General features: G+C 63.9%; 12 protein-coding genes and 2 pseudogenes. 7 read left to right on the forward strand and 7 right to left on the reverse strand.

What is annotated here, in order from left to right:
* Positions 1–264 (forward strand): integrase core domain-containing protein (locus MKL09_RS19790; protein WP_244022966.1); only part of this gene is annotated, 264 nt, incomplete at its 5' end.
* Here MKL09_RS19790 and MKL09_RS19795 read toward each other — a convergent pair.
* Positions 232–1,151 (reverse strand): annotated as a pseudogene (locus tag MKL09_RS19795) (DUF4113 domain-containing protein). The gene MKL09_RS19790 and the pseudogene MKL09_RS19795 overlap by 33 nt on opposite strands.
* A 95-nt stretch (positions 1,152–1,246) precedes the next feature.
* On the opposite strand from MKL09_RS19795, the gene MKL09_RS19800 reads away from it, so the two are divergent.
* Complete coding sequence (locus MKL09_RS19800; protein ID WP_244022968.1) at positions 1,247–2,293, forward strand: SDR family oxidoreductase; 1,047 nt, start codon at positions 1,247–1,249, stop codon at positions 2,291–2,293.
* A gap of 534 nt (positions 2,294–2,827) precedes the next feature.
* Here the strand turns inward: MKL09_RS19800 and MKL09_RS19805 are convergent.
* The 3 genes from MKL09_RS19805 to MKL09_RS19815 form a co-directional block, all read right to left on the reverse strand.
* Positions 2,828–3,106 (reverse strand): hypothetical protein, encoded by a 279-nt coding sequence (locus MKL09_RS19805; protein WP_244022970.1) that lies wholly within the window; start codon positions 3,104–3,106, stop codon positions 2,828–2,830.
* 405 nt (positions 3,107–3,511) lie between these two features.
* On the reverse strand, positions 3,512–5,167 hold the full coding sequence (locus MKL09_RS19810; RefSeq protein WP_244022972.1) for a porin: 1,656 nt from the start codon (positions 5,165–5,167) through the stop codon (positions 3,512–3,514).
* Between the two features lie 480 nt (positions 5,168–5,647).
* Entirely contained in the window at positions 5,648–5,911 is a 264-nt protein-coding gene (locus MKL09_RS19815; RefSeq protein ID WP_244022973.1) for a hypothetical protein, read from the reverse strand.
* 493 nt (positions 5,912–6,404) lie between these two features.
* On the opposite strand from MKL09_RS19815, the gene MKL09_RS19820 reads away from it, so the two are divergent.
* From MKL09_RS19820 to MKL09_RS19830, 3 genes are all read left to right on the forward strand, one after another.
* Positions 6,405–6,569, forward strand: coding sequence for a hypothetical protein (locus tag MKL09_RS19820; protein ID WP_244022975.1), 165 nt, complete (start codon positions 6,405–6,407; stop codon positions 6,567–6,569).
* A gap of 225 nt (positions 6,570–6,794) precedes the next feature.
* On the forward strand, positions 6,795–6,971 hold the full coding sequence (locus tag MKL09_RS19825) for a hypothetical protein (RefSeq protein ID WP_243970750.1): 177 nt from the start codon (positions 6,795–6,797) through the stop codon (positions 6,969–6,971).
* A 537-nt stretch (positions 6,972–7,508) separates the two neighbouring features.
* Positions 7,509–8,381, forward strand: coding sequence for a MipA/OmpV family protein (locus tag MKL09_RS19830; RefSeq protein ID WP_279606002.1), 873 nt, complete (start codon positions 7,509–7,511; stop codon positions 8,379–8,381).
* Between the two features lie 228 nt (positions 8,382–8,609).
* Here MKL09_RS19830 and MKL09_RS19835 read toward each other — a convergent pair whose 3' ends face one another.
* Positions 8,610–8,861: a 3',5'-cyclic-nucleotide phosphodiesterase gene (locus tag MKL09_RS19835; protein ID WP_244022979.1), complete on the reverse strand. Its 252-nt coding sequence runs from the start codon at positions 8,859–8,861 to the stop codon at positions 8,610–8,612.
* Positions 8,862–8,989: 128 nt separating this feature from the next.
* The gene (locus MKL09_RS19840) at positions 8,990–9,229 is read right to left on the reverse strand and encodes a 3',5'-cyclic-nucleotide phosphodiesterase (RefSeq protein ID WP_244022981.1); all 240 of its coding nucleotides are present in this window, start codon (positions 9,227–9,229) and stop codon (positions 8,990–8,992) included.
* An 84-nt stretch (positions 9,230–9,313) separates the two neighbouring features.
* On the opposite strand from MKL09_RS19840, the gene MKL09_RS19845 reads away from it, so the two are divergent.
* A complete protein-coding gene (locus MKL09_RS19845; protein WP_244022983.1) occupies positions 9,314–9,571 on the forward strand; it encodes a hypothetical protein in 258 nt (85 codons plus the stop codon).
* A gap of 1 nt (position 9,572) precedes the next feature.
* Here MKL09_RS19845 and MKL09_RS19850 read toward each other — a convergent pair whose 3' ends face one another.
* Entirely contained in the window at positions 9,573–10,022 is a 450-nt protein-coding gene (locus MKL09_RS19850; protein WP_244022985.1) for a hypothetical protein, read from the reverse strand.
* A gap of 120 nt (positions 10,023–10,142) precedes the next feature.
* Here MKL09_RS19850 and MKL09_RS19855 point away from each other — a divergent pair.
* Positions 10,143–10,830 (forward strand): annotated as a pseudogene (locus tag MKL09_RS19855) (IS3 family transposase); the annotation flags it as partial.

Consider the following 10,830-nt stretch of genomic DNA (forward strand, 5'->3'; position numbering starts at 1 on the left):
GAGAATGGCTACGTGGAAAGCTTCAACGCGCGCCTTCGCGACGAACTGCTCAACGGTGAGATCTTCTACACACTCAAGGCGGCGCAGCTCGTGATCGAAAGCTGGAGCCGTCACTACAACACCGTACGCCCGAAGGCCTCACTGGGATACCGGCCGCCGGCACCAGAAGTGTTCATGCCAGGCTTCACCGCTTGGCCGGATGCGCTCGCCCGACCAGCTCCGCCGGCCAAGCTACCCGTGGCGGAGCGGCCTACCGCGCACTAACTTTAACCTTGGACCACCCTGTGGGGGCCGATCAGTGTAGCGTGGGGTCCGCATCTCGAACTTCGTGTTCCACCCGCGCTTGGTCACGGGCCCCGCGCGAGCCGGCACAACCGACCCACGCCCTCAGCGCGCATTGCAGGCGTCCATCGCCGCCATGTGCGGTCCTGACCGCCCCCGATCCATCCGCCCGATCAGGGCCCGCGGGCTGTGCGACAGCGGTACGAGATCGTTGGTGACGATGCCGGCCTTCGAATACCGCCGCGGCCGCTGCCCGGGCTCGCGCCAGGTCCGAGCCACCCCGTGCCGCGCTGCCTTGATCAGCGCGAGCGTGTCCGACGTGTGCTCCGGCAGCGTGACGGTCGTCGAGACCGAGCGCATCGGTTCGTCGCGGTCGTGCTCACTGGTGTGGTAGAAGACCATAACGTGGTTGGTCGCCAGCCCTTCGCGACGCAGCTTCTCGCCCAGGCGCGTGGCGTGGGCCGACACCGCCTCCTCCAGGATGGCACGGTCCTCGATCCGGCCGGAAAACGAGCGGGTGACGGCGCAACCCTTCCGCCGGGTCGGGACCATCTCCAGCGGCAGGCAGGCCAGCCCGCGCAGCTCGTTGGATGATGCGCTCGCCCACCACCGTCGGGCCCTTGCGCACTGGCCGCGGATCGAGGTCGCGCAGATCCGCCACGCTCTTGACGCCCACGGCCTCCGACTTGGCCAGCGATGCACGGCCGATGCCCCAGACCTCGGCCACACCGATCCGGCAGAGCCAGTGCTCATAGGCCGCCACAGCAGCCATCGTTGTTTGAGAGCACGATCACCGGCACCGCGGCCGGCTTGGGATCGAACACCCGCTCGCAGCTGCAGTAGAATCTGTTGCCGTCGATCAGCGCCACCGCCCGGCCGCCACGATGGACGGCTTATTCGGAGCAAAGTTCTCCCTCGCGCGTCTGTGCTGCGTGTAGTCTAAAATCTGCCAGATGGATGACCGATGAGCCAAAATGCGAGCCGTGACCAGCGCCCGACCGTAGTCGTGACAGGCGCGAGCGCAGGGGTAGGGCGAGCTATCGCTCACGAGTTCGCCCGGCATCGCTGGAATGTCTCGATCCTGGCTCGTGGTGAAGCCGGCCTGAAGGGCGCTGTGCAAGACATCGAGCAGGCCGGCGGCCGTGCGCTCGCCCATCGGGTCGATGTTGCGGACGCCGACGCCGTCATGCGGGCGGCAGACGAGACCGTCCGGGAGTTCGGCGGCATCGACGTCTGGGTCAACGTCGCCATGGTGACGATCTATGCCCCGGTCCAACAGACGCCGCCTGAGGAGTACAAACGTGCGACCGAGGTGACATACTTGGGGCAGGTCTACGGTACGCTCGCTGCCCTCAAGCATATGCATCGCAGTAACGAAGGTGCCATCATCTGCATCGGTTCGGCCTTGGCGTACCGCTCGATCCCGCTGCAATCGAGCTACTGTGCCGCCAAGGCCGCTGTGCGCGGCTTCATCGACAGCCTGCGCAGCGAACTGCTGCACGATGGCAGTCGGGTGCGGTTGACGATGGTGCAACTGCCGGCAGTGAACACGCCGCAATTCGATTGGGCCCGCACGCGCATGCCGCGTCGCCTGGAACCGGTGCCGCCGATCTATCAGCCGGAGGCCATCGCACGGCACGTCTATCGCGCCGCTCATACCTCGCCGCGCGAGCTATGGATTGGCTTCCCGACCTGGAAAGCCATCATCGGCAACATGATCATTCCGGGATGGATCGACGGCTACCTCGCGCGGCATGGCTATCGGGGCGAAATGACGAGTCAGGCGGCCCTCGAGGGGCGACCGGACAACCTCTACGACCCCGTCGATACCGATCCCGGGGCACATGGGCGCTTCGACGACCGTGCCGTCGATACGGTCGCCGCAGCGGATCCGAAATGGCTCAAGATCGGCCTTGCGGGGGCATTCGGCCTCGTCGCAGCGGCTGCTCTGTTCGCGGCGAGCGCACAGGGCCAAGCTGAGGGTCGGCAACGAGTCATCGGGCGGCGGTAATCACAGCCCCCATCTCGACCGCACCGGACAGCTTGCGGAAGCTCTCCGGCATGGCCGGCAACCCGATCGTCTCCGACCGCAACGCCGCCGACACGCACCACTATCCTGTTTGCGCACCCGGTGAAGGGATGAGCCAGCCGTTCCCTCTGCTTTTCAGGGCCACAGTCTACCGCACGATGGGTTCGCCCGCGGGCTCGGACTGGAGGAGGCGGCCACGCGCGGCATGGGCGAGAAGGTCGTTGCGGACATGCCCAATCAGCCGGACGAGGGGCGCGTCGCCGAGGCGCGCCGCCACATGATCGGAGCGTCTGGGTAGGTTCAGGCCCTCCGAGATCCGAGCCCGGATCCGTGGCCTCCAGCTTGACGCCCTCCGCGCCTGCGCCCTGTACCCGCAAGGTGTATGCGGCGCAGCGCGCATCCGAGCGTCATGCCGGTGCCCCGGGATCCCGGATTGGTCGAGGGGCAGCACATGGGCGGGCAGGCCCACACATGTGCTCAGCGCTGGCAGACTGCGCGCACGATCGAGCGAAGGAATTATTTTCCGCCGCCGCTGCCGGTCGAGCCGATTCGGGAGGGCTGCGCCTCATTGCCGGCGGCCGCCGAGTCCGTTGCAATACCATCCGCAGCTCGGCCGGTAGGCGAGTAGGTGATCGCATTCTCGTCGCCGGTGGAGCCAGGCTGACGCGTGATGACCCCTGGCGCGCCCGGCGGGACGACGACGGTCGTGCTGGTTGGGGTCTCGACCACGACCTGTGCGATCGCGGGGGTCGTCAGAACCGCAGCGACAGCTGCACAAAAAACGAGCTTGTTCACAGAATGCACCCTAAAGAAACGTCGGGGAATATCCCCTGGGTACCGTCCAACACAAAGTGATGATTATTGATCCAGCGCAAAATGCCGCAATTCCAATGAGGCGTGCCACTACACACAACCTGACTGAGTATAAGGACAAAAACGCGTGATAAATGTTTCCAGATTATTGCTATATCGAGATTGATGAACGTGCTCATCAAAAATGATCGTATCCCTGCATCCCATAAATAGCGTCTGGTGCTACGCTCATCGCCACGAGCACACGGCAGCGACGGCGATCGGGGCTGGCATATTGCAACGGTGTTGATCAAAAAAAGCCCGGCCGTGAGACCGGGCAGTTAAGGTCCCTTTGCACGGGGACATCAAGACCGGAGCTTTGGAGAAATCCGATCTCGATCTGGGAAACTAGAAATCGCGCTGAACGCGGAAGCGAACCTGCGAGACCGAGTCCTTCGACGCAGTTGCAACCGCAAAGGTACCCGCGTTGATGGCCGCGATGTTCGCGTAGGCGGTCGGGCTCTTGTCAAGATCGATTGCCCGGCCGCTCTTCAGGCCGATCTGCGTGTAGAAGCCCTCGACGCCGATATCGAGGTCCTTCACCGGCGACCAGATCAGGCTCGCGCCGGCGACGAACTGGTAGGTATCGCGCAGCGCTTGGCTCAGCTGGTAGAATCGGGTGCCGGGCGTGCCCACCGCGTTGGACCCGAACGGGTTGCTACCCGCCAGACCGCTCACGAGGGTGTAGGCGGCGCCCTGTGCCAGACGGGCACCGTTCGAGAAGCTCTGCTCGCCATAGGAGCCGAAGAAGGCCGAACGCCATTCCGGGGTCCAGTAATGCAGGTACGACGCCACGGCGCTGAAGCTAGTCGATGTCTGCAGCTGGCCAGTGAACGGATTGATGCTCGCATCTGAGAAATACTGTGCGAATTTTTGACCCTGGATAGTGGTCGTGCTCTGCGTATAAGAGCCTGTATAGTTGGAATAACCCGTATAGAGCTGCGCGCCGTCGGCATAGGCGCCTTGGATGTAGAAGGAATCGCCGGGTGCGATGAATGGGGTGTTGATCTTGATGCCGCCCTGCACCGCCCAGCCCTGGACGTTGCTGGTATGCGCCGGGGCGATGATGTTGCCCGTGCCGGTGCTGGCGGCGGTGGACAGGTTGCCGACGTTCAATTCGTGCGTGGCAGCTGAGAGCTGGGCAGAACCCCAGGCCTGATCGAGGCGCAAGGCGCCGACGAAGTCGGGCAGACGCTCGCGCTCGATGCTGTCGACGTTGCCGTATCGGGTCGCGATCCCATTGGTGTACCCGACGAACACCGGTGTCGGCTGGTTGGTCACGCCGAAGTTCGACACGCTGCCGGAGCTGACCGTGGCGCCGACGTTGAACGGCGAGAAGATCGGGGTGCGGCGGAAAACCGGGTCTTCGATCGAGATCGTGGCGACGAGACCGTCGCCGACGGTCGCCGTGTAGGCGAGCAGGTTGGTGGAGGCGATGTCCGAGCCGGCGGTTGCCGCCGAGATCTCGAAATCGTGGGCGTAGAAGTCGAAGAACGAGGACGCGCGACCGGCGGTCAGGCCGGCGAACTGGATGAACGCCTTGTCGACGTTCACGAACTGCGAGTCGCGCCCGAAGCTGTCGGTGCCGATGCCAGCATAGGCCTGGCCGATGCGCTGCTGGGTTCCGGACTGGCCGACGCCGGAATAGCCGGTGCGGGCGCCGGCATCGAGGCGGACGAAGGCGCGCAGGGTGCCGTAGGCGGTCTGAGTGCGGGCATCGAGGTTGATGCGCATGCGGCCCTGGTAGCCGGAGGTGTCACCGGCATTGGTGCCCGCCTGGCGCGTGTAGCTGGCCTGATAGCCGCCCTCGAACCGGGCGCGGCCGGAGAGACGCAGGCATGTGTCGGTGCCGGGAATGTAGAAAAATCCGGCCCCGTAGGCGCCGCAGACCCGAACGTACTCGATCGGGACCGCCTTCTTGACCGGCAGGTCTGCGGCATGGGCTGCCCCCACCGCCACGAATGCTGCAGCAGACGCAAGCAGCGAGCTTTTCAAGAACCTCATCGACATCCTCAGAGCTTCGAGACCCGTGGTGTGCGGCAGCGCCCGTTTCCCGGATCTCGCCGCAAGGTGCATCTCGACCTGCATCCGGTGGCAGGCTCGCGTGGGCTCTCGCTTTGGGGCGCCCCGATGCATGAGCAGCATGAGCTAGCCGCCACGTTTGAACAATGAGGCTTAATCCACTTCAGGTAGAGTTCGAAGTCGATGTGTTTATTGGGCAACAAAAGACCGCCCAGTAGCCGGAAAATTCAGCGATGATCAGAAACAAACATTGTATCGCATTGTTTCCTGAGGTGTTACATCGATTAAATATTGGGCTGAAATTCCGATGGGCTGCAGCGTAATGCCGAGCAATCCCTCACGATCCCGTGATGGGTCGTCGATAGGTTCCATGTTTTCAATGGAATTGGCAATAAAATTCTGATACACACATTATCGTGAAGGATATGCCTGGGCTCGAGGCTTTTAGAGGCTGTGAGAACCTTACCCGGCCGGCGTCTTAAATTCCCAGATCGGCGGGCCCAACACCTTGCCGGGCGTGTTCCGGTAGGCTGCAGTTCGTTCGAAAACGACTCGATCCGCCTCAATCGCATGCACCTCCTTGCCGGCGACCATCAGCGCGCCGCAGTACTCGACCCGGAGCGTGCCGTGCTCGGGATGGACGCCGAACAGCTGCGGTGCTGTCCAGCCCAGACCATGCGCCTCTGCGCCGAGGCGGGTGCAGAAGTCGAGCGCCGACTCCCGCATCGCGGCTCGCTACGCCGATGTCAGGTGCCGGCAGGGCGAGGCGCGCGGGGAGATGTTCTCGATGGCGTCGTGCCAAATCGCGACGGGGTTCGGGAGCAGGCTGGGGGCGAGGCCGGCTGACATCCGGGCGCGCTACGCAAGGTATACTGTCGGCAGGCCATGCGGCCAGGCGCCGGGCTGCTCAGCATGGGTTGGGCCTGGGTCAGGCGCAGCCTTTGTAGCCGCCGCGCTCAGCCTCCTGCCGAGCACTCTCCAAGACACGACCACGCCCTTGGCTTGCAAGGATGCAACCTGATGGCTCCGGCCGACCGCGGCATGGCCGAGACGTTGAGAGACAGCGGCCGCTTTCGCTATTGTGAGCCCTGCTTGTTGCCGGGTCACGAGATCATCGCCCTCTGGCGTCGTACCCTGGCGCTGGAATGGGTCAGGGACTGCCACCGGATGACGCTCCGGTTCATGCGTCGCGTCGATCCAGGGCTCGAGGGATAGCGGCATGGTGTTGTGGGCCTGGTTCAACTCCCTGTCGCTGCTCGACCAACTCGTGATCGGGGCATGCATCGCCGCGATCCTGTCTGGCATCTACAAGGCCGGCTACAAGCATGGGTTCTCGGCCGGTGAAGCCGCCACCAGGACCCGATGGAAGATCCCATGGCCCTGATTTCGACTCCAACGAGTCTCGGTTCGGCATACCCCCACCGGCACGATCACGATTGGGGCCGCGCTGATGGTCCTTGTGCCGGCAGGCGTCGGCCGCTGGCGGACGCTCCGGTGGCTCAGAAACGAACACGGCCCGCCCATGCGGCATGCTGACCGATTGAGGTAGCACCGGAACGTCGAAGAAGCCGCTACGCTTGATCGCTCAACATATGTGGGAGAGGTGGCGATGAGGGTGTTTCAGATCCGCCAGGTGGCGACAGGCACGATCCTCTGGACCGGCTCGGCCGCCGACCCGATCGCAGCGCTCGACGCCATGGCTCACGAAGCCGGGTACTACGATCATGCCGATATCCCGGATCACCTGCGGGCTGGTGGCCTGCATGCCGAAGAGATCCAGATCTGACGCTATCGCGCCACATGCCGCCGAGCGGCCGGGCGCGCCGGGCCGATATGGCCGCCCGGCTGGTAAAATGGACGCTTTCCGATTGGCCATAGTACAGTGGGCCATGCCTCAGACTCCTGCCGGCTGGTTCCTTCTCGCAATCATCGTATGTTCAGGGTGTGCTAGCGTCGTCACGGCTGGAAAGCTGATCATGTCTGGGCTTGGAAGGGCGCCTCAGGGCCGCGGAGATTTCCATGCGGCCTGCATATTCGGGGCTGTCCTAGTGGTTGCGACAGCGCTGTTCATCTGGATTGAACGGCCGCCGGTTTGATAGCCCGGTCCTTGTGCAGCGGCTAGAAGCCGGCACCATCAAAGTGAGCGGGTTTGGATAGCGTTCCGAAGCCCAGGCCTGATTGGTCGGCTCGGGATCAGTGTGGGGATCCGCCCCGAGCGGAACGTTGCTGAATCGTCACGGCCGGTCCTATTACGAGTCGTTTGGGCGAGAGTTGCGCGTCATGCGTATGCGGGCGGGATGAAAAGGCGCCATAAAGCGTGGCCATGACATCATCGCCTCACCGTACCCTGCGGTTCTGCGCCCTTCTCAGCGCAGGCGCACTCCTTGCCGTATGCGGTACGACGGCGCCGCATGCCGCAGATCTTAGCGCGGTCCTGCCGCGTCCAGTGCCGACCTTTACTCAAGTCGATCCAAGCACTTGGGTGGTGACCGTCAGCGGGTCGCTACAGGTCGTACCCCGTTATCCTGGCGCCAGCGACTACACGCCTGTCGGCTATCCCTCCATCGACATTCGTCGTCTCGGAGAACCGCGACGCTTCTCGGCTCCGGACGACGGCTTCAGTCTGTCCCTCTATGATGATCCGGTGTTTCGCATCGGGCCGACCGCTCGCATCGTGCCCGGCCGCTACTATGGCGACGACCGACGCCACCTGTTCGGGCTCCGCGACGCGCGGTTCGCCGTCGAGCCCGGCGTGTTCGCGGAGTTCTACCCCGTCTCCTTCATCCGCACCCGCGTCGAGGCTCGGCAGGGCGTCTACGGACATCACGGCACGGTCGGCTCGGTCGCGGCCGATTATCTGATCCCGACGGAAAAGCTTCTGTTCTCCATCGGCCCACGCTTCAATATCGGAGATGCCAGCTTCGCCCGGAAGTATTTCGGCGTGTCACCGGCCGAAGCCGCCCTGAACGGCCGGGTCACGCCCTACGACCCGCGAAGCTTCTACTCGGCGGGCGTGCTCGGCGCCGTGACTTACACGCAGAACGAGACGTGGGCGTACACGGCCTTTGCTGGCTACACGCGAATCCTGGGTGCATCCGGCGACAGCCCTCTGGTCCGTCGCCCGTTTGGCAGTCCGGATCAATTCCAGTTTGGCGTAAAGCTCGACTACTCGTTTACCACGCCAGCGTTGTTTTGATCGGTCTGCGAGCTTGCGGGGATCCGGCTCGGCCCCGCCGCCCGATCTGATCACAGGCCGACGGGGGAGGTCGACAATCTCACCGGCGTCCCGGCAGCGTGTTACGGTCCGGTTAGCCGAAGAGCCATGATGAGGGCCGGCGGTGGTTCCGGATTGGGAAGGGTCAGGCGATCGTGAGGTTGGCAGCACGCTCCCTACCGCTGCGCCGGCTCAAGCATGGTGACGGTGCTACTTGCCGCCACCACCCTTGTAGGCCTTGATCGCACGCCGGCAGTTTTCCGAAATCTTGTCCATGTTCTTCTTGAAGCAGGCGTCCATCTCTGGGCTGTCCGGATCATCGCCGCTGCAGAACGTGACCGCATCGCCGGAGCAGTAGGTCTTCAGATCTGTGTTGCCACGCTTTGAGGCTGACGCGTCAGGGGCTCCCAGAACGGGAGCCGCGACAGCGATGAGGCCGAGTGCCAGGATAATGCTTCGCATATTGGATGCCCGGTCGGAGGAGTTTGTCGATGCGCTAACGGCTCGGCTCGGTAATCTATCCCGTCCGCTTACGGAGCCGGGGCTCGCCCCCTCCGCGGCATTCGGGCTGTGACCGAACGGTCGCGTGGCTACTTACCGCCGCCCTTCTCGTAGGCATCGATGGCGCGACGGCACTCTGGCGACATCCGGCTCATGTTCTTCTTGAAGCAGGCGTCCATTTGCGGGCTGTTCGGATCGATGCCGGCGCAGAACGCGAGGGCGTCACCCGCACAGTTGGTCTGTAGGTCCGCGTTGCCGCGGTTAGGCGCCTGCGCCGAGGCGGGGGCGGCGATAGCGATGAGGCTGACGGCGAGGATGAAGCTGCGCATCTCTGCTATGTAGCCGCGATGGGACCGCTGACGAGGCCGGTTCGGTGCGACCCGCGCCACCTGTCGTCACGCCGGAGGACGACCATGAGCCCTTCCGAACCCAATCGCCTGATCTACGCCAGTCCGAATGGCGACCTCTGGCACCTGCTGTTCGACCCCACGACGGGGCACAGCTTCGTTCGGCACACCGGCAATATCGCCTCGGGGGGCCATGTGACGGATTTCAGTCTGGCGACCTTCCTCGCATCCGGCCGCAACGGGCCAGAGCATCAGGCGCTCTGGCGGTTGATCGGTTCGCTGATCAGCGCCGATCACATGAATGCATCGACTGCTTTGAGCTAGGCTACCTGATCTCGTTGAGCGACGCCTGCAAATCCGCACGGCAAGCCGTCCCGAACTCCGTGAGGAAGTTGAGCTTACCGTCGCGGGCAAGCTCGCGAATTTCATGGAGGTTCTGGTTAGGGCCGAGGTAGGTGTCGATGACACGGTCTATGACCGCCTCTGCTGCATCCACGGTGGCTTGCGAGGCGGTGAGCTGCATCTTTGCCAGCAGGGCGTAGAGCAGGACCAGATCGCCGACATCGTCCCGCTCATGACTGAGTGCATCGCCATAGAGGCGGACGGCCTCCGTGATGAACTCGTTGAACAACTCGATGCGCCTCGCCCGCTCAGCCTCGCGGATCTTGTCCTGGAACTGACTTCTGTGGGTCATCCACGTCGTCATGAACGACGCCAACGCTCCTATGGTGGCCCCACCCAGGCCGAACATCGCCGAGATGTAAGCCGCGTCCAACCTTGCCTCCTACGGCTTGGAACCCAGAGAGCCATACCTCGCCAGCTCTAAGATCTGGCCTGCCCCCTGAAAAGTGGTCCTCCCTGAGGTATGGCTTTGCGCCATGTGGAGGATGGTGTCATGGGACGGAAGAAGCCTACGGCTGAGGAGATCGTCGCCAAGCTGCGGCAGGTTGATGTTCCGGTCTCGCAGGGACGCAAGGTTGCCGAAGCAATCCGGTCCCTTGAGGTGACGGAGGTCAGGTATTACCGCTGACGCTCCGAGTACGGCGGCCTCAAGGGTGATCAAGTCAGGAGATTGAAATCTTTGGAGACGGAGAACCAGCGTCTTCGTCGGGCGATCTCGGACCTGACCCTGGAGAAGCTCATCCTGAAGCAGGCGGCTTCGGGAAACTTCTGAGCCCGGGTCGCCGCCGGGCTTGCGTCGACGACGTCGTGGCCGAGCATGGCGTGTCGGAACGGTTCGCTTGCCGCGTGCTGGGTCAGCACCCCTCATCCTGAGCCTGTCGAAGGATCGACGCAACGCAAGTGCGCCGTGGTGGTCGAGGACGAGGCCGCACTGACCGCCGCCATCGTCGCGCTGGCTCTCCAGTATGGGCGCTACGGGTACCGTCGGATCACCGCGCTGCTCCGGCGCGACGGCTGGACGATCAACGCGAAGCGGGTCGATCCTTCGACAGGCTCAGGATGAGGGGATCTGGCGGCGGGAGAGTCTCAAGGTCCCAGCCCGACAGCCGAAGCGGGCCCGCCTCTGGCTCAACGACGGCTCGTGCGTGCGCCTGCGGCCAGAGCGGCCCAACCATGTCTGG

This window comes from Methylobacterium sp. J-048, from assembly GCF_022829515.1.
Taxonomy (GTDB): domain Bacteria; phylum Pseudomonadota; class Alphaproteobacteria; order Rhizobiales; family Beijerinckiaceae; genus Methylobacterium.

Excerpts from the sequence above, each read along its gene's own strand:
- MKL09_RS19800 (WP_244022968.1), top strand. The coding sequence starts at position 1,247 with ATGAGCCAAAATGCGAGCCGTGACCAGCGCCCGACCGTAGTCGTGACA.
- MKL09_RS19810 (WP_244022972.1), bottom strand. The coding sequence starts at position 5,167 with ATGAGGTTCTTGAAAAGCTCGCTGCTTGCGTCTGCTGCAGCATTCGTG.
- MKL09_RS19815 (WP_244022973.1), bottom strand. The coding sequence starts at position 5,911 with ATGCGGGAGTCGGCGCTCGACTTCTGCACCCGCCTCGGCGCAGAGGCG.
- MKL09_RS19820 (WP_244022975.1), top strand. The coding sequence starts at position 6,405 with ATGGTGTTGTGGGCCTGGTTCAACTCCCTGTCGCTGCTCGACCAACTC.
- MKL09_RS19825 (WP_243970750.1), top strand. The coding sequence starts at position 6,795 with ATGAGGGTGTTTCAGATCCGCCAGGTGGCGACAGGCACGATCCTCTGG.
- MKL09_RS19830 (WP_279606002.1), top strand. The coding sequence starts at position 7,509 with ATGACATCATCGCCTCACCGTACCCTGCGGTTCTGCGCCCTTCTCAGC.
- MKL09_RS19835 (WP_244022979.1), bottom strand. The coding sequence starts at position 8,861 with ATGCGAAGCATTATCCTGGCACTCGGCCTCATCGCTGTCGCGGCTCCC.
- MKL09_RS19840 (WP_244022981.1), bottom strand. The coding sequence starts at position 9,229 with ATGCGCAGCTTCATCCTCGCCGTCAGCCTCATCGCTATCGCCGCCCCC.
- MKL09_RS19845 (WP_244022983.1), top strand. The coding sequence starts at position 9,314 with ATGAGCCCTTCCGAACCCAATCGCCTGATCTACGCCAGTCCGAATGGC.